General features: G+C 66.1%; 24 protein-coding genes. 12 read left to right on the forward strand and 12 right to left on the reverse strand.

Annotated features, from left to right (window positions below; all coding sequences use genetic code 11):
- The first annotated feature begins 53 nt into the window (after positions 1-53).
- Both ASD77_RS13380 and ASD77_RS13385 read left to right on the forward strand, forming a co-directional pair.
- Complete coding sequence (locus ASD77_RS13380; RefSeq protein WP_055942580.1) at positions 54-3662, forward strand: methylmalonyl-CoA mutase family protein; 3609 nt, start codon at positions 54-56, stop codon at positions 3660-3662.
- Between the two features lie 51 nt (positions 3663-3713).
- Positions 3714-4262, forward strand: a complete 549-nt coding sequence (locus tag ASD77_RS13385) for a Pvc16 family protein (protein ID WP_055942583.1) — start codon at positions 3714-3716, stop codon at positions 4260-4262.
- Positions 4263-4751: 489 nt separating this feature from the next.
- Here ASD77_RS13385 and ASD77_RS18165 read toward each other — a convergent pair whose 3' ends face one another.
- Positions 4752-5627 (reverse strand): type II toxin-antitoxin system RelE/ParE family toxin, encoded by an 876-nt coding sequence (locus tag ASD77_RS18165; protein WP_156383632.1) that lies wholly within the window; start codon positions 5625-5627, stop codon positions 4752-4754.
- Between the two features lie 263 nt (positions 5628-5890).
- Here ASD77_RS18165 and ASD77_RS18170 point away from each other — a divergent pair, with 263 nt between their 5' ends.
- The 3 genes from ASD77_RS18170 to ASD77_RS13400 all read left to right on the forward strand — a co-directional run bounded on the left by ASD77_RS18170 (position 5891) and on the right by ASD77_RS13400 (position 10119).
- Positions 5891-8350, forward strand: a complete 2460-nt coding sequence (locus ASD77_RS18170) for an SIR2 family protein (RefSeq protein ID WP_156383633.1) — start codon at positions 5891-5893, stop codon at positions 8348-8350.
- Between the two features lie 9 nt (positions 8351-8359).
- The gene (locus tag ASD77_RS18175; RefSeq protein WP_156383634.1) at positions 8360-8593 is read left to right on the forward strand and encodes a hypothetical protein; all 234 of its coding nucleotides are present in this window, start codon (positions 8360-8362) and stop codon (positions 8591-8593) included.
- Between the two features lie 440 nt (positions 8594-9033).
- On the forward strand, positions 9034-10119 hold the full coding sequence (locus ASD77_RS13400) for a carboxypeptidase-like regulatory domain-containing protein (protein ID WP_156383635.1): 1086 nt from the start codon (positions 9034-9036) through the stop codon (positions 10117-10119).
- Positions 10120-10221: 102 nt separating this feature from the next.
- On the opposite strand, the gene ASD77_RS13405 is transcribed toward ASD77_RS13400, so the two are convergent.
- The 3 genes from ASD77_RS13405 to ASD77_RS13415 all read right to left on the reverse strand — a co-directional run bounded on the left by ASD77_RS13405 (position 10222) and on the right by ASD77_RS13415 (position 11343).
- Complete coding sequence (locus tag ASD77_RS13405) at positions 10222-10602, reverse strand: hypothetical protein (RefSeq protein ID WP_156383636.1); 381 nt, start codon at positions 10600-10602, stop codon at positions 10222-10224.
- Positions 10603-10669: 67 nt separating this feature from the next.
- On the reverse strand, positions 10670-11050 hold the full coding sequence (locus ASD77_RS18180) for a hypothetical protein (protein WP_055942595.1): 381 nt from the start codon (positions 11048-11050) through the stop codon (positions 10670-10672).
- Entirely contained in the window at positions 11047-11343 is a 297-nt protein-coding gene (locus ASD77_RS13415; RefSeq protein ID WP_055942597.1) for an autorepressor SdpR family transcription factor, read from the reverse strand. Before ASD77_RS13415 ends, ASD77_RS18180 begins: the two co-directional genes overlap by 4 nt.
- Before the next feature lie 96 nt (positions 11344-11439).
- Between ASD77_RS13415 and ASD77_RS13420 the strand changes: the two genes are divergently transcribed.
- Together ASD77_RS13420 and ASD77_RS13425 are read left to right on the forward strand one after the other, a co-directional pair.
- Complete coding sequence (locus tag ASD77_RS13420) at positions 11440-12279, forward strand: amidohydrolase family protein (RefSeq protein ID WP_200947398.1); 840 nt, start codon at positions 11440-11442, stop codon at positions 12277-12279.
- Positions 12280-12592: 313 nt separating this feature from the next.
- On the forward strand, positions 12593-13102 hold the full coding sequence (locus ASD77_RS13425; RefSeq protein ID WP_156383637.1) for a hypothetical protein: 510 nt from the start codon (positions 12593-12595) through the stop codon (positions 13100-13102).
- 185 nt (positions 13103-13287) lie between these two features.
- Here the strand turns inward: ASD77_RS13425 and ASD77_RS13430 are convergent, their stop codons facing one another.
- A complete protein-coding gene (locus tag ASD77_RS13430; RefSeq protein WP_055942604.1) occupies positions 13288-14079 on the reverse strand; it encodes an AraC family transcriptional regulator in 792 nt (263 codons plus the stop codon).
- 123 nt (positions 14080-14202) lie between these two features.
- On the opposite strand from ASD77_RS13430, the gene ASD77_RS13435 reads away from it, so the two are divergent.
- Positions 14203-15039: an NAD-dependent epimerase/dehydratase family protein gene (locus ASD77_RS13435; RefSeq protein ID WP_082563297.1), complete on the forward strand. Its 837-nt coding sequence runs from the start codon at positions 14203-14205 to the stop codon at positions 15037-15039.
- 27 nt (positions 15040-15066) lie between these two features.
- Here the strand turns inward: ASD77_RS13435 and ASD77_RS13440 are convergent, their stop codons facing one another.
- Positions 15067-15921 carry a PA4780 family RIO1-like protein kinase gene (locus ASD77_RS13440; RefSeq protein ID WP_055942608.1) on the reverse strand — a complete coding sequence of 285 codons (855 nt, stop codon included), beginning with the start codon at positions 15919-15921 and terminating at the stop codon, positions 15067-15069.
- Between the two features lie 238 nt (positions 15922-16159).
- Positions 16160-17080 carry a LysR family transcriptional regulator gene (locus ASD77_RS13445; RefSeq protein WP_055942613.1) on the reverse strand — a complete coding sequence of 307 codons (921 nt, stop codon included), beginning with the start codon at positions 17078-17080 and terminating at the stop codon, positions 16160-16162.
- Positions 17081-17227: 147 nt separating this feature from the next.
- Between ASD77_RS13445 and ASD77_RS13450 the strand changes: the two genes are divergently transcribed.
- Positions 17228-18328, forward strand: a complete 1101-nt coding sequence (locus ASD77_RS13450) for a Gfo/Idh/MocA family oxidoreductase (protein WP_055942616.1) — start codon at positions 17228-17230, stop codon at positions 18326-18328.
- Positions 18329-18401: 73 nt separating this feature from the next.
- A complete protein-coding gene (locus ASD77_RS13455; protein ID WP_200947399.1) occupies positions 18402-19244 on the forward strand; it encodes an SDR family oxidoreductase in 843 nt (280 codons plus the stop codon).
- A gap of 108 nt (positions 19245-19352) precedes the next feature.
- On the opposite strand, the gene ASD77_RS13460 is transcribed toward ASD77_RS13455, so the two are convergent.
- From ASD77_RS13460 to ASD77_RS13470, 3 genes are read right to left on the reverse strand one after another with little or no spacing between them, the layout of a single operon-like run.
- Positions 19353-19613: a hypothetical protein gene (locus ASD77_RS13460; protein ID WP_055942619.1), complete on the reverse strand. Its 261-nt coding sequence runs from the start codon at positions 19611-19613 to the stop codon at positions 19353-19355.
- Complete coding sequence (locus ASD77_RS13465) at positions 19610-20935, reverse strand: hypothetical protein (protein WP_055942623.1); 1326 nt, start codon at positions 20933-20935, stop codon at positions 19610-19612. Before ASD77_RS13465 ends, ASD77_RS13460 begins: the two co-directional genes overlap by 4 nt.
- A 12-nt stretch (positions 20936-20947) precedes the next feature.
- Entirely contained in the window at positions 20948-22096 is a 1149-nt protein-coding gene (locus ASD77_RS13470; protein ID WP_055942626.1) for an SPFH domain-containing protein, read from the reverse strand.
- Between the two features lie 188 nt (positions 22097-22284).
- On the opposite strand from ASD77_RS13470, the gene ASD77_RS13475 reads away from it, so the two are divergent.
- Positions 22285-23520 carry a cation:proton antiporter gene (locus ASD77_RS13475; RefSeq protein WP_055942629.1) on the forward strand — a complete coding sequence of 412 codons (1236 nt, stop codon included), beginning with the start codon at positions 22285-22287 and terminating at the stop codon, positions 23518-23520.
- A 98-nt stretch (positions 23521-23618) separates the two neighbouring features.
- Entirely contained in the window at positions 23619-23801 is a 183-nt protein-coding gene (locus ASD77_RS13480; RefSeq protein ID WP_055942631.1) for a DUF2892 domain-containing protein, read from the forward strand.
- 20 nt (positions 23802-23821) lie between these two features.
- On the opposite strand, the gene ASD77_RS13485 is transcribed toward ASD77_RS13480, so the two are convergent.
- Both ASD77_RS13485 and ASD77_RS13490 read right to left on the reverse strand, forming a co-directional pair.
- A complete protein-coding gene (locus tag ASD77_RS13485; protein WP_055943473.1) occupies positions 23822-24301 on the reverse strand; it encodes a VOC family protein in 480 nt (159 codons plus the stop codon).
- A gap of 81 nt (positions 24302-24382) precedes the next feature.
- On the reverse strand, positions 24383-25000 hold the full coding sequence (locus ASD77_RS13490) for a dihydrofolate reductase family protein (RefSeq protein WP_055942633.1): 618 nt from the start codon (positions 24998-25000) through the stop codon (positions 24383-24385).
- Positions 25001-25021: the final 21 nt, after the last annotated feature.

Here is a 25021-nt window from a genome sequence, read left to right on the forward strand (position 1 = left end):
TGACACGCGAGCGGCTACAATCCCGCGTCTGTCAGCACTGCAAGTGAGTCCGCGTGAGCACACCCGCCAGCCAGTTTCCCGCCGCCCAGGCCGACACCACGCCGCTGCGCTTCGTCACCGCCGCCAGCCTGTTCGACGGGCACGACGCCGCCATCAACATCATGCGCCGCCTGATCCAGGGCGAGGGCGCGGAAGTCATCCACCTGGGCCACAACCGCAGCGTCGAGGACGTCGTCCGCGCCGCGCTGCAGGAAGACGCCGACGGCATCGCACTGTCCAGCTACCAGGGCGGCCACGTCGAGTACTTCAAGTACATGGTCGACATGCTGAAGGAACGCGGCGCCGGCCATGTGCGCGTGTTCGGCGGCGGCGGCGGCACCATCACTCCGGAAGAAATCGCCGAGCTGCAGGCCTACGGTGTGGAACGCATCTACCACCCCAACGACGGCATGAAGATGGGGCTGGTGGAGATGATCCAGGATGTGGTGAGCCGTGCCAGCACGGCCCGGGATTCGCGATTCGGGATTCGGGATTCGCAAAGGCAAACGCAACAACCGAGCGTGCGGGACGAAGCCAGTATCGGTCGCATGCTCAGTGCGATCGAAGATGGCGCCTTCTCTGAGGCCGAGCTGGTTCTCCTTCGCAAGGGGTGGGCCACTGCACGCTCCAGCGAATCACGAATCCCCCATCCCGAATCCCGCCCGACCACCCCGGTGGTCGGGATCACCGGCACCGGTGGCGCCGGCAAGTCGTCGGTCACCGACGAACTGATGAACCGCTTCCTGTCGTGCTTCCCGCAGATGCATATCGCGGTGATCTCGGTCGATCCCACCCGTCGCCGCACCGGCGGCGCGCTGCTCGGCGACCGCATCCGCATGAACGCGCTGCGCAGCGAGCGCATCTACATGCGTTCGATGGCCACGCGCCGCCAGCACGTGGCCACCAATGCGGTGCTGAAGGACTGCATCGCGTTCCTGAAGTCGCTCGGCTTCGACCTGGTGATCGTCGAGACCGCCGGCATCGGCCAGAGCGATTCGGAGATCGTCGACCTGGTCGACTTCCCCATGTACGTGATGACCAGCGACTACGGCGCGGCCAGCCAGCTGGAGAAGATCGACATGATCGACTTCGCCGAACTGATCGTGCTGAACAAGTACGACAAGCGCGGTGCCGAGGACGCGCTGCGCGACGTGCGCAAGCAGTGGAAGCGCAACCGCGTGGCGTTCCAGACGCCGGATGCCGACGTGCCGGTCTATCCCACCATCGCCAGCCAGTTCAACGACCCCGGCGTCAGCTGGATGTTCGCCAACCTGTGCCGCCTGCTGCGCGAGAAGCTGCAGCTGCCGGCGGAGAAGTGGACCCCCGCCCTCGACACCACCCTGAAGGAACCGCGCGCCACCGTGCTGATCCCCGGCAGCCGCGTGCGCTACCTGGCCGAGATCGCCGAACAGGGCCGCGGCATCAACCGCCGCATCGAGACCGAAGCCGAGACCGCCAGCCGCGCGCAGCATTACTGGAATGCGTTGAAGGATCTGGACGATCCGGCGTTGCCGAAGGCGTTGGCGTTGTACTCGGCGGACGCAGTCGTGGGAGCAACGTCAGTCGCGACTCACGTCGCTCCCACGGAAGCGCAACCCGTCGACCGTTCCCTGCTCACCCTCCGCCAGCGCTACAACGACGCCATCCAGTCGCTCTCCTCCGAGGCGCTGAAGCTGCTGCGCGAGTGGCCCGCCCGGCACAAGGCGGTCACCGACCCGGTCAACGAATACCAGGTGCGCGGCAAGACCATCCGCATCGACAACTACACCACCTCGCTCAGCCACCAGCAGATCCCCAAGATTGCGCCGCCGCCCTACCAGGGCTGGGGTGAACTGCTGACCTTCCTGCAGAAAGAGAATCTTCCCGGCAGCTATCCGTATACCGGCGGCGTGTATCCGTACCGCCGCACCGGTGAGGATCCCATCCGCATGTTCGCCGGCGAAGGCACGCCGGAGCGCACCAACCGCCGCTTCCATTACCTCAGCGTCGGCCAGCCGGCCGCGCGCCTGTCCACCGCCTTTGACAGCGTCACCCTGTACGGCGAAGACCCGGCGCCGCGCCCGGACATCTACGGCAAGATCGGCAATTCCGGCGTCAACATCCCCACGCTGGACGACATGAAGAAGCTGTACTCCGGCTTCGACCTGTGCGCGCCCACCACCAGCGTGTCGATGACCATCAACGGCCCCGCGCCGATGATCCTGGCGATGTTCATGAACACCGCCATCGACCAGCAGGTGGAGAAGTACCTGAAGGCCGATGACGCGCGCTGGGCCGAGGCGCAGCAGAAGATCGATGCGTTCTTCGCCGGGCGCGTGCGTCCGCAGTACCACGGCGAACTGCCGCCCACCAACACCGGCCTGGGTCTGGGTCTGCTGGGCATCACCGGCGACCAGCTGGTGGACGCCGAAACCTACGCGCGCATCAAGGCCGAGACCCTGGCCACCGTGCGCGGCACGGTGCAGGCCGACATCCTGAAGGAAGACCAGGCGCAGAACACCTGCATCTTCAGCACCGAGTTCGCCCTGCGCATGATGGGCGACATCCAGCAGTATTTCGTCGACAACGCGGTGCGCAACTTCTACTCGGTGAGCATCAGCGGCTACCACATCGCCGAGGCAGGGGCGAACCCGATCAGCCAGCTCGCCTTCACCCTGAGCAACGGCTTCACCATCGTCGAGTACTACCTGGCGCGCGGCATGAAGATCGACGACTTCGCGCCCAACCTGTCGTTCTTCTTCAGCAACGGCATGGACCCCGAGTACACCGTCATCGGCCGCGTCGCACGCCGCATCTGGGCGCGTGCCATGCGCGAGCGCTATGGCGCCAACGAGCGCAGCCAGATGATGAAGTACCACATCCAGACCTCCGGCCGCTCGCTGCACGCGCAGGAGATCCAGTTCAACGACATCCGCACCACGCTGCAGGCGCTGTACGCACTGTTCGACAACTGCAACAGCCTGCACACCAACGCCTACGACGAGGCGATCACCACGCCCACCGAAGAAAGCGTGCGCCGTGCGGTCGCCATCCAGATGATCATCAACAAGGAGCTGGGGCTGAACTTCAACGAGAACCCCTGGCAGGGCAGTTTCGTCGTCGACCAGCTGACCGACATCGTGGAAGAGGCGGTCTACAAGGAATTCGAGGCGATCAGCGAGCGCGGCGGCGTGCTCGGCGCCATGGACACCATGTACCAGCGCGGCAAGATCCAGGAAGAGTCGCTGTACTACGAGCACAAGAAACACGACGGCAGCCTGCCGCTGGTGGGTGTCAACACCTTCCTGCCGCGCGAGCACGGCGGCGAGATCGCCACCGAGATCGAGCTGATCCGTTCGACCGAGGAAGAGAAGGCCCAGCAGATCGCCAACGTCCGCGCCTGGCAGGCCAGCCGCAACGCGCTGGCGCCGGAAGGCGAGACCGACCACAGCCACGCCGCCGCGATGGAAGAACATGCCGAGCCCGAGGTGCACGACGGTCACGGCCTGGCCTACCTGCAGCGCGCCGCCCGCGAGCGCCGCAACGTGTTCGAGGCCCTGATCGAGGCGGTGAAGACGCACAGTCTGGGGCAGATCAGCCACGCGCTGTACGACGTGGGCGGCGAGTACCGGCGCAACATGTAATCGCGCCGTCCACGGCCGTGGCGGCGATCTGCAACCCGGAGGAGAGCCGCCATGTCGTCCCATGAAGTCATCGCGCTGGTCACCGACGTACTGCGCGGGCAGCTGGCGTCGGCGTTGCCGCCCGGGACGCAGGTGATCGTGCAGGCGCCGTCCCCCGACGCGCCCGCGCGGGAGGGCCTGTTCGTCCACCTGCTGCGGATTGCGCTGGCGAAAGCGCGGCGCAACGAGGTGATGGAGCGGCGGGTGGGCGCAAGCACCTTGCTGCCGCCGCTGGAACTGGAACTGGACTATCTGGTGGCCGGCCTGGGCGGCGAGGCGCTGGTCGAGCTGGCCCTGCTGGACGCCACGCTGCAGTCGGTCTCCGAGCGCCCGATGCGCCTGCACGAGACGCTGGGCGAAGGCCTGTCGCAGCCTGCGCGCTGGGCGTCGCTCGCCTCCGGATCGTTGACGGTGCGCTGGCTGTTGCTGGATGTGCCGCTGGAGCAGATGGCCGGCCTGTGGGCCGCGTCCGGGATACGGCAGCGGGCAGGGCTGTTGGTCAGGGCCGAGGTGCAATGGCGCGCGGAGCCGCCGTCACCGGCGCCGGTCATCGGGGTCTAACTCGTAGACCAGATCGCGGAACCCCGCGCTGGATCTCTCCGTTTGCCGGATTCTCTTAGAGGTTCCCTCTCCCTGCGAAGCGGGGAGAGGGTGCCGAAGGCGGGTGAAGGGCGAACGGAGAGGTGGACGCATCCGCGCCCGGTGACACACCGCGCTTTGCCCCTCATCCGCCCTCCGGGCACCTTCTCCCCGCTGCGCAGGGAGAAGGAAAAGTATCGGCACATCTCGGCTGAGTCTTGCCGCGAGCGGCTGTTCCCTCGCCCCGAGTGCGGGGAGAGGGTGCCGAAGGCGGGTGAGGGGCGAACGGAGAGGCGGACGTGTCGGCGCCCGGTGACACATCGCGCTTTGCCCCTCATCCGCCCTCCGGGCACCTGCCCCGGCCGGGCGAAGCACGCCCGGCGTTCGGATGACCCGCGCGGCATGCCGCGCAAGCAGGTCATCCTCACCCCCGCTATTGCAGGGAGAAGGAAACAGCGGAGGCTTGTGGGCTTACCGGTACACCCCGGGCCCGCGCCAGATCAGTTCGCCGCGGCGGTAGATGCGCATGACGTTCACCACGTCGCGGGCGTCGCCGATGGCGGCCAGGTCGGGGTCGCCGGGTTGGGCCAGGCGGCAGCCGCCGGAGCCGCGGGTGGCCACGATCTCCAGGGCGCAGACCATCAGGTCGCGGCGGCCGGGCAGGGGGAAGGCGATTTCCTTCATGCCCTGGGCCTGCCATTCGGCGATGCGCAGTTCGTTGCGCAGGTCGTAGTAGATCTGGTGGCCGTCCACTTCCATGCTGGGGGTGGCGGCGTTGCCCTGCTGGTTGCCCTGGCGTTGGCCGCTGCCGGCGGTGGGACCGTAGTTCTCGGGGGCGGTGTCCTGGGCGAGCATGCCGGGGGGCTGGCCCCATTGGGCGGAGCGGCGCCAGGCGGGTGGGCTGGACGGGGGGCGGTCCTGGGGCGGGGCGATGGCCTGTTGGCTGGCGGGGGGCTGGGGTTGGGCTTCGTCGGGGGCGACGGGGTTCTCGGCCTCGGTCACGCGGGTGGTGTCCACCGGGGAGGTGACGGCGGTGGTGACCAGGGGTTTGCGGGGTGTGGGGCGTTCGCTGGGGGTCGGGGTGCCGGTCGGGGGAACGGGCGGGTTGGGGGTGGCGTCGGTGGGGTCGCCCAGGAAGTCGACTTTGACGCGCGCGCCGCCGGCGCTGCTGCTCTCGGGCTGGGACAGGGTGATCCTGGAGGAGTACAGCAGGGCGGCCAGGAACAGGACGTGCACCAGCAGGCTGACGAGGGAGCCGATGCTGCGCTCGTGCCGTTTGATGTGGAGGTCTTCCCTGTCCAGCGGACTCAGCGACGCCGCGCGCGTGCGGCTTGGCGCGTCACTCATTGGGGGTGAGGGCGTCGGGTGAGGGGGACTTCATGGACTGAGTAGCAGGGGCAAGTAGCGATGACATTACCGTTTAGGCAACATCATGGCTACGATCACTTGAGATCATCCGCCTTGCAAGGGCGCGCATGACCGATAGCCCAAAGTTTGTCGTCAGACGGCCACAAGCCGCCAGAGTGAGTGTTGAGAATCAGGTATGGGACTTAGCGAAAACCGGCTCAGCTATGCGTGCTTACTGCAAGCTGTTGGCCTAAGGAGAACTAATGGTGCACAGGATTGAGGCATTCGGATTAAGCGTCACTGATGCTGCGCTCGTCGTTCGAGCCGCGGCGCTCGGTGAATACTCGTTGTTACTTGGAGCGGGATTCTCTCTTGGTGCAAAAAACAGCGCAAAGAAGAATTTACCTACATCTAAAGGGCTTGCAGAGGAGTTAAAACAGGAGTTCTCCCTGCTGCTAGATGTTGCTACCGCCGCAGATCTCCCTCTTGCCTATGAAGATGCTGTTTACAAAGTAGGCATTGAGAGAGTTTCTAGTTTCTTGAGGAGGAGACTCACCGGGTGCTCGCCATCATGGCATGGAGTTGTGTCTTCTATAGAGTGGTGGAGGGTATGGACACTTAATATAGATGATTTAATTTCTGCCGTCTTCGCAACCAAGAAAATAAGAGAAATTGATTTTAAAGAAAGGTACCGGGTTAGGAACGACCAGGATGGTCTTCAGGTTGTATATCTGCATGGTAGAGCATTAAATCAGGGGTCAAAAGTTTTCTCCCTTCACGAATATGCGGAGGCTCTTCGGGGTGAGGGTTATTGGCACACGGCATTCTTCACTGAGTTCAAAGAGCGGCCGATTATTGCTTGTGGAGCCTCGTTGATAGGCGAGGTTGATCTTGCGCGAACTTTGCGCGCTAAGAATGAGTCCCGTCTAATGAACGGAACTCCTTCAATTGCAATCGTAAAAGACGTTGATGCCGCATCTGCTGAAAGACTGCGCGATAGGCTCGGACTCATCCCGATCGGAGTGAGTGGTGAAGATTTCTTCGGTGCGCTCGCTGCCGATGTGGCTGACTACGTACTGAGTAACCCCGAGCTCCTTCCAAAATCTGTAGATCCGAACAAGGCGAGAGCTTTTGGTCGGCAGTTTAGGCTCTTGTTGGCGGACAGTCCGGGACGATCTCCTCCACGGCAGGATTTTTATGCTGGAGACGAGCCGTTGTGGAGCGACATAGTTTCCGAAAGAGATGCAGTGCTTTCCTTCTCCGGAAGGATAGTTGAATCTCTTCGCTTAGGTCTTCGAGATGGCTCGCCGGCTGTTGGTTTGTACGGGGACGCTGGTTGCGGAAAGACCACAACGCTTCTTCGCGTAGCTAGGGAGTTGAGTCCGATCCCTGTCTACATTTTTACTGGCGATGATGATGTGGATGTAGATGCTTGTCTCGAGTGTCTTTCGTCGCGTAGTGCCGTTCTAATTTTTGACGAGATGGCGGATATCGGAGTGGCTGTATCGGATCTTGCTAGGAAAGCTCAGAAGCGACGGCTGAAGATTGGCGTCATCTTTTCTGACAGAAGTCGTCGACAGAAAGGATTGCTTCCACAGTTCTCAGATATTAGTTCGCTGACCTGGGTCGATCACAGTGAATTGACGCCTGCGGATGCAATTGCAGTCATTGAAAAGAGAAGAGCGGCGAAGCGGCTAGGCTCGATGGGATCATGGCCAACATCTGAAATAAGAAAAGTATTCATAAATAAGCATCACGGAAGCCTTTTGTCCTCTCTTTCTGATGTGGATATAGGTAACGGGTTTGATGCGCGGTTGCTGGAGCTTGCAAAGATTATCGATGGGAACGATGATCTGCGGCACTTAGTATTTGCGATATCGCAAACGCATCGCTGGGGATATCCGTTGCCGCTGCATTTCGCTTCTGCGGTTTCTGGGATACCAAGCGAAGTTATTGTAAAATACTGTTTGGATGATGGCGTATTGTCAGATATTCTTTTTGTGGAGCGCAGAGGAATTAGATTTAGGCATCGAATTCTGGCGGAGCGTGTCTTTGAAAGGAACAGGAATTTTGATCTTATGGCTGCAGTTGCAAGAGATCTGGTTGCAGCCATATCGCCGGTTGTTAACATTCAAGCAATACAGGCTAAGTCGTATGCTCATCGCATATGTAAAGTTCTGATGGAGCGAAGGAGTGTTTACGCGACTCTTGGCGGTGATATCGATAAAGCAAGGGACTGGTACGGGAGCGTGGAGCCGTTTTTTGGATGGAACTCGCGCTTTTGGGAGCAGAGAGCGCTACTAGAGCTAGAGGCGTACAACTATTCGGCTGCATATTCATTTTCGCGCGCTGCCGTTGACAAGGAGCGTCATGCGTTTCCGCTCACCACGTTCGGAACTACTTGCTTAATTATCGCTGGTCACAGGGGCGAATATTCCCTTGATGAGGCATTTAAGTTTTACAAAGAGGGTGAGGCGGCGCTTCAGTTGGCTATGGTGGAAGGGCGTTTCCAGCCAGAGACCTTGCTTAAGCCGGTTGAAACATTTTTCCTGCATGCCGAACGGCTTTGGCCACTACTTTCCCAAAGGCCGGATATGCGTCGAAGAGTTCAAGATGACTGGCGCCAATGGCTTAGGCACGCTGAGGATGTTGGCTATTTTCGGCACAAGCCAGAGCTGGAAGCGGAGTATCAGGGGTGGCTTCTCAAGACGGCCCTAAAATAGGGTGTTTTGGTGCTTCCTTCCTTTGCAAGAATTGCTGGCCAAACCGTAAGGCGGGCTTGGGTCCGCCTTACGGAACTGTCGCTGACCGACGCCTGCGACCGCGTCCTCCACCTCAACCTGCACCTGGCCACCCTGCTGAACCACCAACGCTGGGTCGACCTGCGCGAGAACGTCGACAACTACCGCCGCCAGCCCGATGTCGCCGCCCGTGTCGCCACCGCATGGAGAGCCTCACTCGCCTGAGCGACCGCCACCGGGTGCTCCCTTTCCGTCGATAGAGCGCCCCAAACCCTCTTCGATTCGCCCGCAAGCCTCTCCAGAGCGTGAAAAAGCCTGACGAGAGCGCAAAAAAGTCTCTCTCTTCTCACTGCCAGCCGCTCTAAAGCGCCGCAAAGCCTCTCTCCTCACGCACCGCGCCGCTTCAAAGCGCCAAAAAGCCTGAGGAGAGAGCAGGGAAGTCTCTCTCTTCTCACTTGCACCCTCTCTGGGGCGACCGAAAGCCGCTCTCGTCACACATCGAGCCTCTCCGGAGAGGGAAAAAGCCTGACGCCCGCATGGCAACGCCTCGCCGAATGCCGCGGCCGCAGCCCGTGACCAACGGCACCGCACAGAGGACCAACGTCACTCGTGCACCTCCCGCCGACCCGTCACAATTCCACGCACCTGGACATCGGACGCCCGTGATGACGCCTCGTCGCCTGACCCCCGCACTGCTCACCCTGCTGGCCGCCACCCTCGGCCTCACCGCCCCGGCACGCGCCGCCGACGACGAAGGCCGCCTCATCACCCGCAACACCGACGGCGCCTGGTTCCTGCAGCAGCCCGAAGGCACGCCCGGCAAGGGCTGCGTGGCCCGCTTCACCGCCGCCAAGAAGGACCAGTCGCAACTGGCCCTGATCGGCCCCAGCGCCAAGACGCCCAGCGGCGCCCTCCTGCTGCACGGCCCCCGCATCGCCGCACCCCCGGCCGCGAAGGAAGTCAGCGTGCAGGTGCAACAGGACGGCCTGCCGCCCGCCACGATGCGCGGCGCCCTGATGCCGGCCAGCGGCGCCAAGGGCGGCGGCTTCGTGATGATCCCTATCGGCGACCTGAAACAGACCATGGCCTCCATGCGCGCCAAGGAAACCGGCATGACCGCGCGCGTGGACGGCGTGGACGTGTTCGCTCTGTCCTACGACGGCCTGGACCAGGCGCGCAGCGCCATGCTCGACTGCCTGGCCGGCAAGCCCTACACCGGCGGCAAGAGCCTGGCCGAAGCCACGTCGGAGATTCGGCTGGTGGGCACCGGCACCATCGCCGGCACCGCCTTCTACAAGGGCGCGATGCTGGCCAAGAAGCAGTACCCGCCGAAGGGCAGCCAGCGGGTGGGGCTGATCCACATGAGCGACGAGTTCAAGCAGTGGTTCGAGACGGTCAAGCAGAGCCAGAAGATGCCCGACCGGATCCCCGAGCGCATCGCCAAGCACTTCATGTTCGCCACCATCCTGGACGACCAGGGCAGCTTCCGCTTCACCCGGCTGCCGCCCGGCGAGTACCTGCTGATCGCCGACTTCTCCTACAAGGAGACCGTGACCCGCAGCGAAGTGACCGGCCGCACCGACGTGTTTGTCGGCAACCAGCACATCGGCTCCAACGACCAGGTCGCCTACTGGTTCGAGGACGTGAAGAAGAACACCACCTTCTCCAAGACCGTGCACCTCAAGGACGGCGAAGCCCTGCAGGTGAGCCTGGACAAGTCGATGCTGGGCTGCTTCTTCATCTGCCGCTGACCGCGCCGCCGGCGTAACGGGGCAGGGCTGCCGGCGTTTGCGTCCCCCGTAGCCCGGGTAAGCGCAGCGCACCCGGGGCCGACACTCTCGCCGCACCCACGGTCACCCGCGTAGGGCGGGCCTTGGCCCGCCGCCGGCGCTTCTCACACAAAGACGCATCGTCGCCTGTTTCCCGGCGTTGTCTTCCAACATCAAGATCCGACGTTGCATCAAAAACATCCAGCGTTGGATCAAAAAGATCCAACGTTGCATCGAAACCATCGGCTCATCTAACACCAAGGCCCAACTTTCCATCAAAAAGATCCAACGTTGGATCAAAAACATCCGTTCTTCTAACAGTAAGACCCAACGTTGCATCAAAAACATCCAGCGTTGGATCGAAAACATCGGTTCTTCTAACACTAAGAGCCAACGTTCCATCGAAACGATCGAACGTTGCATCGAATAGATCCAGCGCTGCATCGAAAACATCCAGCGTTGCATCGAAACGATCCAACCGCCGCCGGACCCCCTGCGCGCCGGCCAGCAAACCGGCCCGCCGACACCCGCCTCAGGCGCCCGACACCCGCGCCTTGTTCCGCAGCGACAGGCAGTAGGCCACCGTCACCCCGATGCCCAGCAGGATCGCCAGCGAACCGCCCACCACCGCCACGTCCTTCGGCGCCGCGATCCAGAACCCCGCATAGACCAGCCCGCTGAGCGCCATCGACCACCCGGCCACGCGCTGCGCCTGCCGCGCCCGCGCACTGGGCACGAACCGCTTGGGCATCTGGTTGCCGAACCACGCCACCATCAGGCCGATCGCCCCCATCACGATGCGGTCGACCATGTCGCCGTCGATGTAACCGCGCGAGCGGGCGAACGTGGCGCACAGCGCCAGCACCACGAGGCCGATCCCCCAGGCCAGGCTGGACATCACTTCTTTGTTCATTTCGCAGCTCCTTTCTTGGACTTCGGCGCGGTACTGCCCGCACCGAAGGAGTGGACGAAGCCGAGCAGTGCGTCTTCGAGCACCGACAGCTTCAGGTGGTAGATCACCGACTTGCCGACCTTTTCCGCATGCACCAGGTCGGCCTCCTTCAACACCGCGAAGTGCGCCGACATGGTCGGCTTGGACACGTCGAACTGGTCGCTCAGCTCGCCCGCGCTCAGCGGCCCCTGACGCAGCAACTGCAGCACCTGGCGGCGGGTGGGATCGGAAAGGGCGCGGAAGACCTGGCTCATGGTGCGATAGTTAGCTAAACGTCGAAATGTGTCAACTGCCGTCCGTCGGGGCGGGGCGTGGCACCATGCACGCCTCCTCTGGTTGTGAGACGACGCATGCTGCGCGCGCTGGTCCTGTCGCTGTGCCTGATATCCCCGATGGCGGTCGCCGCCACCCCCGTGTTCGACGTCCACGTCCACCTGCGCGATGGCGAAACTTCCTTGCAGCAGTACCGCGACGACGTGCGCGCCGCCGGTCTGGACCTGTCGGGCATCGGCGTGATGTGGTTCGGCGGCCCGCACCAGGCCCGGCAGGGCGAGCTGGCGAAGATCCGCGCCGGCAACGACCGCGTGATCGCCCTGGCCGCGCAGCACGCCGACGTGCTGCCCATCGCCACCGTCCACCCCTACGACGGCGACGCCGCGCTGACCGAACTGGCCCGTGTGGCCGCCGCCGGGGTGAAGGTGCTGAAGATCCACGCGCATACCCAAGGCTTCGACGTGGCCGACCCGCGCGTGGAAGCGCTCGCGCGCCGCGCCGGCGAACTCGGCGTCACCGTGCTGATGGACAACGCCAACATCCTGCCCGGCGACAGCGAGAAGCTGTTCAACCTGGTGGTGCGCGTGCCGAAGACGACCTTCATCCTCGCCCACATCGGCGGCCTCAACTTCCGCTTCTGGAACATCCTCGCCCTGGCGCGCACCGCCGACGGCTTCGGCTTCGAGAACCTCTACTTCGACATTTCCGCCACCGTGCTGGTGGTGGCCGATTCCCCGGTGGAAGAAGAATTCCTCTGGACCCTGCGCAACGTCGGCCTCGACCACGTGCTGCTCGGCTCCGACTACCCGCAGATCGGCCTCGGCCGCACCGTCGAAGCATTCGAACGCCTGGACCTGAGCGACGACGAGAAAGCGAAGATCCGTAGTGTCAACGCGAAAAAGTTGTTCGGACGCTGACGTTTGCATGTCGTAGCCCGGGTAAGCGCAGCGCACCCGGGGCAGCGTGCAGCGCATGCGCGGACGGAACAGCGCCCCTCATCCGCCTTCGGCACCTTCTCCCCGTTGCACGGGGAGAAGGGAAGTGCGCATGCGGGTGTTGTGTTCGCGAGGGAGCAACATTCACCGTGGTAAGCGCATGCGGCAACGCGCGTCGTGACGCGCCGCTGTCAGCTTCAAGCCGAAGCGCTTGATCACGTCCATGAATATATGTGGTTGTCGGTAATGTAGTCGCGTCGTAGCATCGGCCAACGCCGGTCGGGAGGGATTCTGGATGCGTAGATGGACGGTGGTGGCGCTGTTGGGTCTGGTGGCATGCACGGGAATGCGCGCTGGGCAGGCGGGCAGCGAAGCGGCCCCTGCTTCCGCTGGTGCAAGCGGCACGTTCGCGGGGGAATGGGAGGCGTGCCACGGTGAGACCCCGTCGGACCAGTGCAGCCGCTACGTGCTGCTGCAACGGGGCGACCGCATCTGCGGTACCTGGTTTCATTTCGCCACCGGAAAAGAGTACAGAGGCAGGATCGTTGCGCGCGCGGACTCGCCCACGGAGGCGCGGCGCACGCACGTCTGCGGTCGGCCGGGTTCCGAAACCGATACCGAGTGCGAAGACGGCTGGCAGACCATCGACAAACCGCTGCGGATCTGTAAGGGCGAGCTTTCCACGTCGACGCGTACGGACGGCTCCTGCTTCGGTTACTACCAGGCCGTGCCCATGGCTGACGACCAACGCGATGCGCTGCTGGCGGAGCCGTGGATGGAGGATTGCCTGGCTGGCGATCCGTGAGGAAGGTCTCTTCGCCTGGTCGTTGTCTCCGCGAGGCCGTAGCCCGGGTAGAGCCGAAGGCGAAACCCGGGAATGCGCGATCGCCGGGTCATGGCGATGCGTCGACGGGCGGGGTCCCGGTTTTCGCTGCGCGCTAACCGGGCTACGGGTCGTGCAGGATCCGGTGTCGGGTTTATCAATCCAGCCTACGGAAGCGGGAGTACGTCGGGTCGGCGATCGGCTGCGTCGGCATCGGCCTCGCGCAGCTCCGCCAGCAACGCGCGCGGTGTGTTGCCGGCGATGGCGTGGAACTCGGCGATCAGGTGGGCCTGGTCGTAGTAGCCGGTGTCGGCGGCGATGGCGGACCAGTTGACCGTGTCGGTGGATTGCGCGACGCGCACCGCCTGCGCGAAGCGCTTCAGGCGTGCATAGGTCTTGGGGCTGAGGCCGAGTGTGTCGTGCAGCACGCGGCGCAGGTGGCGCTCGCTGATACCCAACTCGCGCACGACCTGGCTGAGGCTGGCGACCTGCAGCCGATCCAGCGCCGCGGGGAGGAACGCCGGTGCCACATCGAGCGTAGGCTGCCGCGCCGCACGCGCCGACACTGCCGCTTCCAGCATCGCGCCGGCGGCCTGCGTATCGGCGGCATCGGCCAGTTGTTCGCGCAGGCGGTGGACGGCGGCCGGTCCCCACAAGGCGTCCAGCGGCACCGGCGTGCTTGGCAACTCGGTGGCGGAGATGCTCAGGGCGGCTTCGTAGGTGCCGGGTCGCAGGCGCGCGAGCACCGCGCGCTGTCCGCCACGGATGAACTTGCGCTGCACCTGGGTGCGGGGCCCCACCGCATGCACGTCGACGCCGTCGGGCAGGGTCGGGCCGAAGCGCACGACGATCTGCGCTTCCACCTGCGGGATGGCGACGCGCTGCCGGTCGCGCGGGTACTCGCTTACCGTCCACGCGACGACCGGACGCGGGGCGGCATCGATAGCGGCAGGGGTCACGGGGGAGCGGGGGAGGACAGACGGCATGCGGCATTGTGATGGCCGCGTCCGGCGGGCCGCAACCCGCATGCGATGGCCGATTTTTCCAATGCGCGGCGATGTCCGCCGATTATCGTGGCCCGCATGAACAAGAACATACTGATCACCGGCGCGACCGGAAAAGTGGGAAGCAGGCTTGCGAAGCGGTTGGTGCAGCAGGGTCACACCGTGCGTGCCCTGGTGCGCGACGCTGCACGTGCAACCGGATTGTCCGATCACGGCATCCAGCTCGTCGTCGGCGACCTGATGCAGCCAGCGTCGCTGCCGGCGGCCGTGCAGGGCGTGGAGGCGGTGGTGCATTGCGCGGCGTTCTTCCGCGGCGCCACGCCGGAAGAAGCGCATGCGGTGAACAACCTGGGCACGCAGCATCTGGCGCAGGCCGCCCGCGATGCCGGCGTGCGGCGTTTCGTGTTCACCAGCACAGGTCTGGTCTATGGCCCGAACGGCGGTGTCCCCGCGCATGAGGACGATGCGTGCGCGCCGCGGGATGCCTACCCACGGAGCAAGCTCGCTGCCGAGCGCATGCTGCTGGATATCGACGGCCTGGATGCGCGCATCCTGCGCCTGCCGTTCGTCTACGGCGACGGCGACCCGCATATCGCGGAGGCGGTGCCGTTCATGCGTACGTTCCCGCCGACGCAGCGCATGTCGCTCGGCCACCATGCGGATGTGGCGCAGGCGGTGAGCCGCCTGCTCGCGGCGCCATCACCTGCGCATCGCGTCTACAACGTGGCCGATGATGAAGCGCCCGACCTTGCCACGCTGTTCGCGTCGGTCGGTCATCCGCCGCCGGATGGCAGCGATCCCGAACGCGCACAGGCCTTCGCAGCGGTGATGGACACGCAGCGCATCCGCGATGAGCTGGGGTTCAAGCCGGTGTTCCCGAGGCTGGCCGATGCGGTGGAGGCGGGGCAGGCGTGATGCCGTCGCGCGGCCAGCGGCGCGCGATCAATCCTCGTCCTGCGCCTCGCGGCCCTGCTGACGGATCAGCGCCAGCTCGCGCGCGTCGTTGATCGCATCGCGCACGCCATCGAGGTCGACGCTGCGTTCGTCGGGCGTGAACTTGCCGGTCAGTGGGGTGTCGGGCAACAGCGTGCCGGCTTCGAACAGCACCCACATTTCTTCGCCGTACCAGGTATCGAGCAGGTCCGGCGCCCAGCGGCCCAGCGTGGCGGTCAGGTTGTTGACGTCGCGCAGCAGCATGGTGCGCGCGGCGTTGTTGCCGGCGGCGCTGACCACCTGCGGGAAGTCGATCACCACCGGGCCGTCGGGACCGACCAGCACGTTGTACGCCGACAGGTCGCCGTGGATCAGGCCGCAGCAGAGCATGCGCACCACCTGCCGCACCAGGATGGCGTGGTAGTCGCGGGCCTGTTCGGGCGTCAGTTCCACCTCGCCCAGGCGGGGCGCGGAGAAGCCCTCGGCGTCGGTGACCAGTTCCATCACCAGCACGCCATGGAAGAAGCCGTACGGCTCCGGCACGCGCACGCCGGCTTCGCGCAGCTGGTACAGCGCATCGACCTCGGCATTCTTCCACTCGGCTTCCTGCTGCTTGCGGCCGTAGCGGCTGCCGGTGGCGACCGCGCGCGCCTCGCGGCTGCCGCGCGACTTGCGGCCTTCCTGGTACTGCGCGCGCTTCTGGAAACTGCGCTGCGCCATGTCCTTGTAGACCTTGGCGCAGCGCACGTCGTCGCCGGACCGCACCACGTACACGGCCGCTTCCTTGCCGCTCTTGAGCGGGCGCAGCACCTCGTCGATGACGCCTTCGTCGATCAGCATCAGCAGGCTGGCAGGGGTCTTCACGGCGTCCTTGTGTGAGCGGGTTCGCGGCGGGCGCACGCGACAGGCGCGCAGTGTGACCCAAAGCGGCGCGTCGTGCAGGCGCGGGGACACAAAGCGTGACGTCGTCTCGCCGCCGGGTCAGCGAGCGCGCACGGGACAACGGGCAGGGCATGCCGGTGTTCGTCGGCGGAAGGGTGGCATGGAGGGAAGCGCCTCGTGTCCGGCCTGCGGGCACGTCGACGCTGCGGGAAAAGACGCCTCACAACGCGGCGATGCCGTCGCGCTTCTCCACCAGGAAATCGATCAGCGCGCGCACCTTCGCCGGCATGTGCTCTCGCGACGGGGCATACAGGTAGAAGCCGGCATGGCGATGCGTCCATGCGGCCAGGACGCGCACCAGACGGCCGTCGGCGAGGGGCGCGCGGATCGCCAGGTCGACCACCTGCATCAGGCCCAGGCCCTGCAGCGCCGCGCGGATCATGCTGCCGTCGTCATTGGTGACCAGGCTGCCGGCGACAGAGCGGGTGAACGGCCGGCCGGGTTCTGCCGGATCACTGAACTCCCAGTCGTGCAGGGTACCGCTGCCGACGAAGCGGTAGTTCAGGCAGTTGTGGTGCACCAGGTCAGAAGGTGTCGGCGGCACCCCGTGGCGCGCCAGGTAGTCCGGTGACGCGGCCACCGCCATCGACAGCGGCGGACTGACCGGCACGGCCACCATGTGCTCGGCCAGGGTCTGGCCGAGCCGGATACCGGCATCGCACCCGTCCGCGATGATGTTCGACATGCCATCGGCCATCACCAGCTCCAGCGTGATCGCCGGATACCGTGCGTGGAACTCCCGCAGGTGCGGTTCGATCAGTCCCTTCGCCGCAAGTCGCGAGGTGTTGATCCGCAGCAGGCCTGAGGGCGCCGCGTCCGCATCGTCCACCGTGTCGACCGCACGCGTGATCTGTCCCAGCGCGGGGCGCAGCGTGTCGTACAGGCGCTGGCCCGCTTCCGTCAGCGACATGTGCCGGGTGGTGCGGTAGAGCAGGCGTACGCCCAGCTCGCGCTCCAGCGACTTGAGGCTTTGCGACAGCGCCGCGGGAGACACCCCCATGGCCTGTGCCGCGCGCGAGAAGCTGCCGTGCTCGGTGACCAGCGCGAACCAGGCCAGGGCGGGAAGGAGGGAAGGATTCATGTCGGCATCTTAAACCTCTGCTTACAACTCTCGTCTGATTTTTGGGATTTTTCTGAGGGAATCCCCCTCGTAACGTGTCGCTTCGTCGGGCAGGCCATGCCTCCCGCCCACTCCTGATCTCCCCAAGCCATGCCAGGACACTCCCCCATGTCGAACCGACCTCTCCGCGTCGGCATCATCGGTGCCGATGCACAGGCCAGCTGGGCCGGCGCTTCCCATGTTCCCGCGCTTGCGGCACAGCCGTCGCTGGTGCTCGCTGCCGTCGCCACCCGTCGCGACGCCAGCGCGCAGGCTGCCGCCGCCGCCTTCGGCGCCGAGCGGGCCTATGGCGATCCGCTGGCGCTGATCGCCGACGACAGCATCGACGTGGTCACCGTCGCGGTGAAGGTGCCGGACCACCATGCGCTGGTGATGGCCGCCCTGGCGGCGAACAAGGCCGTCTACTGCGAAGCCCCGCTGGGCGCCACGCTGCAGGAAACCGATGCGATGGCCGCCGCCGCGGCGGGACGGCACACCGCCATCGGCCTGCAGGGCCGCCACAACCCCTCGGTGCGGCGCGCGATCGCGTTGATCGCGTCCGGCGCGATCGGGCACGTGCTGTCGGCGCAGGTGCGGGCCACGACCTTCGGCTTCGGGCCGACCACGCTCAGCCGTTACGACTACTTCAACAAGCGCGCGTCGGGCGCCAGCTTCCTGACGATCACCGTCGCGCATGTGCTGGACATCATCGAGGCACTGCTGGGCGGGATCGTCGAGGTCGATGCGCGGACCCGGACGGTGTGGCCGCAGATCGCGGTCGTCGATACCGGTGCGGCCTCGGCCCGCGAGATTCCCGACCATGTCGACCTGATCGCCGCGACCGCGCGGGACGCATCGGTGTCCGTGCAGGTGCTGGCGGGCGTCGAACACGATCCGCACTTCGTCATCGAGGTGCGGGGCTCGGCGGGTTCGCTGCGACTGAGCGGCCATCACCCGGCCGGCGCGCAGGTCGGCGACCTGGCGCTGACGGCCAGCGTGCCCTTCGACAGGCCGGATGCGCCCGTCGCCGACGGCGTGGGTCCGACCGCCGCGGCCTTCTGGAATGGCGCGGCCATCAACGTCGGCGAGGTCTACGCCAGTCTTGCGCGCGATATCGCAGCGGGCACGTTCCACACCCCCGGCTTCGCGCACGCCGCGCACAACCGCCGCCTGATCGCCGCCGTGGAGCGAGCGGCGGATACCGGCATGCGGCAGCGGGTGTACGCATGATCCTTTCCCACCAGACCCGGAGAATCCCGTGAACGACAGGACACCTTTCGACAGCACCCGGCGCGACGTTGTGATGGGCATGGCGGCCGGGGTTGCCGCGCTCACCGTCGCGGCCAGCGACAGGGCCACCGCCGCGACGCCCGGCCGCAGCCGTACTCCGGCCGGTAGCGCACCGTCGCAAGACCTGCGCGGCAGGCGAGCGCTGGTCACGGGTGCGTCGCGCGGCATCGGCGCCGGTATCGCGCTGGCCCTGGCCGAACGCGGAGCCGATGTGGCGATCACCTATCTCAACTCGGCGGACGCAGCGGCGTCGGTCGTGCGGAGTATCCAGGCGACGGGCAGGCGCGGTGTCGCGATCCGCGCGGACAGTGCGGATCCGGCGGCGATCCGGCGCTCGATCGACGAGACCGTGAGCGGCATCGGCGGACTGGATATCCTGGTGAACAACGTTGGCATATCCCGCGACGGCCAGTTCGCGCAGATGCGCCTGGAGGACATCGATGCGCTGCTGCACGTGAACGCGCGTGCGGCGGTGCTCGCTTCGCAGGCCGCGCTGCCGCATCTGCCGGCCGGCGGCCGCATCATCACCATCGGGTCCTGCGTGGCGGAGCGTGTGCCGTTCCCCGGCCTGACCGTCTATTCGATGACCAAGTCGGCGATGCTGGCGTTGACGCGTGGCCTTGCACGCGACCTGGGCCCGCAGGGCATCACTGTCAACCTGGTGCAACCCGGTCCCATCGATACCGACCAGAACCCGGCGGACGGGGCCTGGGCGGATATCAACCGCCGCTTCACATCGCTCGGCCGTTACGGCGCTCCTGCCGACATTGCCGCCGCGGTGACGTTTCTCGCCAGTCCTGCCGCCGGCTTCATGACCGGCTCGATCATCACCGTCGATGGCGGTTTCAATGCCTGATCGCCACGCGGGTGGCGACCACGGAGAGTGGGCATCGATCGGCCGGATGCGCCGGTGCTCCGCGCAAGGCGTGCGCCGCGGTGGCTCGCGGATCGGGGAACGGCCGACTCAGCCGTCGTCGCCGCGGATGCGCGTCACGCGCTGGCGGTAGGCACGCAGGTTGTCGCCATCGATGCGGGTGCGCTGGGTGCCCTTGACCTCGTCGATCTTGCGGTCGCTGCCGGTGACCGGCTTGGCCACCACCTCGGTCTCGCGCTCGAAGGCGTGCGACTTGTCGGTGTTGCGGTAGTAGCGGTAGATCGCCCAGTACAGCGCGGCGGCGCCGGTGGGGCCCAATGCCAGCAGCCATAGGCCGTTGTCGTCGCTCATGCGCCTGCCCAGATGATCCAGAGGGCGATGCCCTCCAGGAAGGTGCCCACGGTCAGCGCGGTGAGCAGCAGTTTCCACTGTTGCACGGGCACGCTGCCCATCGTTTCGCCGGTGCGGCCGTTGACGGCGATGTAGTGCAGCAGGCCGCCGTTCTTGCCGGGCTGGTGGTACGAATACAGCCAGACCGGCAGGTACATCGACACCCAGCGCGTGCCGTGCACGTCCAGGCGTTCCTGTTCCCAGCGCACGCCGCGGTCATAGCGGTGGACGGAGCCTTCCACCTGCGCGCGGGCGATCGACAGCAGCTGGTCTTCCAGCCGCGGGCGCAGCTGTTCGACGTCGGTGTCGCGCTTTTCCGAGGTGAAGCCGGACAGGTAGGAGGCGTTCCACTTCACCGCGTTCTTGGTGTCGAACGGCAGGATGGTGTTGATGATGTTCTGCGTGTTGACCTTGACGTCCAGGTTGCCGCGCTCGCGGGAGGATTCCAGCGGCAGGTCGTCGACGGTGAAGTCCACCGCGCGCTCCACCTGGTAGACGTCGGCGTCGTAGTAGGTCTTCTTGTTCTTGTCGGTGCCGCGCGTGTAGGTGCGGGTGAGGATCTCGCCCTTGCCGGCGAGCTCGGCGCTGGCGTTGCCGTCGACGATCATGTAGGGCAGGTAGACGCCGACGACGTTCTCGGGCGAGAACTCGTCCTTGAACGCCTTCAGCGCGAACAGCCGGCGCTTGTCGACGAATTGGCGGATGCGCGCGACCGCATCGTCCTTCTTGATGCGGAACGGCAGCACGGCGTCGGGCACGGCGCCGTTGGCGATCTGCTCGTTGACGCCGAACACGTGGCGGCACCAGTGGCAGCGGGCGGTCATGGTGCTTTCGGTGTTGACCATCACCTCGGCGCCGCAGCCGGTGCACTTGAAGGTCATCAGGCTGGCGACATCGGCATCGATGGCGCGCGCGCCGCTGGCGATCACGGTGCCGCGCAACTGGTCCAGCCCTTCGCCCAGGCCGAACTCCTCCTCGACCCGCGCGCCCACCCATTCGTTGCGGCAGTACAGGCAGACCAGCACGTCGCTGCCCGGCTTGTGGCGGATGTCGGTGGCGCCGCACTTCGGGCAGCGGTTCAGGCCGTCCTTCAGCTCGGCCGCGGCGGTGTCGAGGGCGACCGGATCGGGCGCCTCGATTTCCTCGCGGATCGCGTCGGGCAGGGTGGCGGGATCGACCGGGAAGGTCCCGGGCAGCGGTGGCACCTCCTGCGGCGAGCCGGGGCCCGACACAGGAGGGACCGGCGGCAACGGCGGTGGCGCCGGACGGTGGGGGGTGGACATGCGTGCGTCCGCTTACAGGCCCAGGGCCTTCGCCTTCAGCGCGTCGTAGTCGGACTGGGTGATCAGGCCGAGGTCGAGCATTTCCTTGGCCTTCTTCAGCTTGGCCACCGGATCGTCCGCCGCGGGCGCGGCGGGCGCGACCGGTTGCTGCATGTTGCCGATGCCCATCATGCCGCTGGCCATGCCCACGCCCATCAGGCCGGCGGCGCCACCGGTCTCGCCGGCGGACTGGATGCCCTGGGCCACGCTGGCCTGCAGGTTGGAATTGCCGCGTGCACCGGACAGCGCATCGGCGCGCTGCACGGTCTTCAGCAACTCACGCGTGTTGGCGTCGTACTCGATGGAGACGATGGCGGTCTTGACGATGGCCAGCCCACGATCCGACTTCCACTGGTAGCCCTGTTCGACCGCCGCCGACAGGCTCTGCGCGAAGCCCAGCGAATCCTGCTGCAGCTTGGTGATGCGGTTACCCTTGGACGGATCGTTGGTGTACAGGCTGAAGGCCGGGGCGAGCGAGCCGACCACCTCGTTGAACAACTGGCCGGCGGCCGCGTTGTCCAGGTCGGTGAAGTCGAACACCTTGCCCGGCTGCAGGTAGCTGGCCGGCACGAAGTTCTTCACGAACAGGATGGGGTCGACGATCTTCAGCGTGTACGAGCCGCGCGTGACCGCGCCGACCTGGGTGTTGAGGAAGCCGTCGTCCCAATAGATCTCGGACTGCGTGCCGAAGCGGTTGTCAGGCAGTTCCTTCAGCGAGACGAAGAACGCAGCCTGCTGCGAGCCCGGCTGACCGCCGAACTTGAAGCGCTCCCAGCTCTGGGTGATGAAGGTCGACACGATGCCGTCGCCGGCGAAGATCGACTTGGAGTTGAGGTCGTCCGAGCGCCACTCGTAGCCGCCCGGCTCGGCGACGAACGCGGTGATCGCGCCGTCCTGCATCAGCAGCAGGCCGTAGCCTTCGGGCACGACGATCTTCGAGCCGTTGGTGATGATGTTGGACGAGCCGCTGGTGTTGGAACCGCGCCCGGCGTTGGTGCCCTGCGGCACCGCGCCGAACAGCGCCGCCGTCGAGGGCAGGCCCTGCGGCACCGTGTAGAAGTCCTTCCACTGGTCGCCCAGCACGCCACCGACCGCACCCACCACCGCCTGTACAAGACCCATGACATCGCTCCGTGATTCGCGACGGGTAGGGGCACCCGCCAAGCGTGACCGAGTATACAGAGCGCTACGACAGCTTCATGGCGCAGAGGTCATGCGCCGGACCTGCCGGAGGTCATCCCGGCGCAGCGCTGCGCCGGGCGTGAACCGCGCGTCAACGCCGCCGGGGGCGCACTGGCGATACTGCAGCGATGGATGCCTATGTGCTCGCGCTGACGCTGATCGGACTCGCCCTGCTGGGAGCGGCGTGGATGCCGCACCTGCTGGCGCGGCATCCGCTGACGCTTCCCATCGTCTACGTGCTGGTGGGCGCTGGCCTTTACGCCCTGCCGCTGCCGTTGCCGCCCGCCGACCCGATGCGCTTCCCGGCGGTGGCCGAGCGCCTGACCGAGCTGGCTGTCCTGGTGGCGCTGACCGGGGTGGGGCTGCGCATCGACACCCGCTTCGGCTGGCGTGCGTGGGCGGTGACGTGGCGGCTGCTCGGCATCACCATGCCGCTGACCATCCTGGCCGGCCTGTGGCTGGGGCAGGTTTGGCTGGGCTATGGCGTGGCCGCCGCCGTGCTGCTCGGCGCGGTACTCGCGCCGACCGATCCGGTGCTGGCGTCGGACGTGCAGGTGCATCCGCCCGGCGAGGGCGGCGAGGATCCGGTGCGCTTCGCCCTGACGTCCGAAGCCGGGCTCAACGACGGCCTGGCGTTTCCCTTCGTCTGGCTGGCCGTGGCGTTGGCGCTGGAGGCGGCGGGCGAACCGATGGCATGGAGCCGCTGGTTGCTGCTGGACGTGGGTTGGCGCGTGCTGGGGGGCGTCGCGATCGGTGCGGTGGTCGGCTACGGGCTGATGCACCTGATCTTCCGCAGCGAGCGCGAGCCGACGCTGTCCGGCAGCGAGGATGGCCTGGCAGCGCTGGCGATCACGCTGCTGGTCTATGGCGTGGCCGAGCTGTGCCATGCCTATGGGTTCCTCGCCGTGTTCGTGGCCGCGCTGGTGATGCGCCAGTCCGAGCGCGACCATGCCTACCACGCCACCCTCGACCGTTTCGCCCACCAGTGCGAGAACCTGCTGATGGCGCTGCTGTTGTTGTTGCTGGGCGGGGCCCTGGCCAGCGGCATCCTGCACGCGCTGGGGTGGCGGGAGATCGTGTTCGCGCTGGTCTTCGTGCTGCTGGTGCGGCCGTTGGCCGGCTGGCTGGGCCTGTGGGGCCTGCGACTGCCGGCCCGCGACCGCTGGACGATCGCCGTGTTCGGCGTGCGCGGGATCGGTTCGTTCTACTACCTGGCGTTCGCGACGCATCAGGCGGACTTTGAAGAGGCGCCGGCGTTGTGGGCGGTGGTGTGCCTGGTGGTGGTGCTGTCGATCCTGATGCACGGGCTGAGTGCGCAGCGGGTCTTGGGTTGGCTTGATCGCCGCCGGCGCGGACGCCGCTGATTCCGGCACGGGTGCCTGCGCATTGTCCGGTTGATCGCGATCAATGCGCACACAGCGCGTCCGCGCGACGCTGGAGGCTCCTGTCAGGAGGTGGCGCGATGAACGCGAACGTGGGCGGTTTCGACAAGGGCGTGCGCGTGGTCGTCGGCGCGGTGCTGATCGGCTGGGCGCTGATCGGCGGTCCATGGTGGGCCTGGCTCGGCGTGGTGCCGTTGGCCACCGGCCTGTTCAACGTCTGCCCGCTGTACCGGCTGCTGGGCGTCAACACCTGCCGGCGCTGACGCCCGGGCCTGAAGCCCGCTCAGCCGCGGACCGCCGCCTCGATCCTTGCCACGTCGATCTTCTGCATCGTCATCATCGCCTCGAAGGCGCGTTTGGCCACCGCGGGGTCCGGGTTGGCCATGGCGTCGGTCAGCACGCGCGGGGTGATCTGCCAGTTCAGGCCCCACTTGTCCTTGCACCAGCCGCAGGCGCTCTCGCGGCCGCCGTGGCCGACGATGGCGTTCCACAGCCGGTCGGTTTCTTGCTGGTCATCGGTGGCGATCTGGAACGAGAAGGCCTCGCTGTGCGTGAACGCCTCGCCGCCGTTCAGGCCGATGCAGGGAATACCGCAGACGGTGAACTCCACCGTCAGCACATCGCCTTCCTTGCCGGACGGATAGTCGGCCGGCGCGCGGTGCACGGCTTTCACTGCACTGTCGGGGAAGGTCTTCGCGTAGAAGTTCGCGGCTTCTTCGGCATCGTGGTTGTACCAGAGACAGATCGTGTTCTTCGGGGTCATGGTGTGCTCGGTGTCGGGTGGGATGAAGGGGGTGCGCGCGATCATCGCGCGGGGGTGAAAGGAAGGGGTGAAGCATGGGCATCAGTCATGGGCGAACGAGCCGCTGCGCACGTCGCCATCGCGCAGATAGCGGCCGATCACCACGCCGGCCGGCGTGGTACGCGTGGCTGCCAGCCGGAACGCCGCCGGCTGCGTGCCGTCGTCGAACAGCCGCTTGCCGCGACCGAGCAGCAGGGGATAGACCAGCAGACGCAGTTCGTCCACCAGGTCGGTGGCGAGCAGTTGGTGCACCAGCTCGCTGCTGCCCTGGGTGATCAGATCCGGCCCGTCGCGGTGTTTCAGCGCACGCACGGCCGGGACGATGTCGGCGCCCAGCGCATGGCTGTGCTGCCACGCCAGCGTCTCGGGACGGTGGGTGGCGACGTACTTGGTGACGCCGTTGAAGGCGTCGGCGATGCCGCCGTGCGGCGCATCGCTGGCCACCTGCGGCCAGTAGCCGGCGAAGATGTCGTAGGTGCGGCGTCCCAGCAGCAGCGCGAAAGGGTGCGCGAACAGGCCGTCCATCGCCTCGTCGTCGCCCTCATACGGCCACACCCAGCCGCCGTGCGCGAAGCCGCCGCTGCGATCTTCGTCCGGGCCGCCTGGCGCCTGGATGACGCCGTCGACGCTGGTCATGGCGGCCACGATGAGTCGGCGCATGGTTGTGCTTCCCGGCGGATC

It is taken from the genome of Pseudoxanthomonas sp. Root65, assembly GCF_001427635.1.
In the GTDB taxonomy this organism is placed as follows: domain Bacteria; phylum Pseudomonadota; class Gammaproteobacteria; order Xanthomonadales; family Xanthomonadaceae; genus Pseudoxanthomonas_A.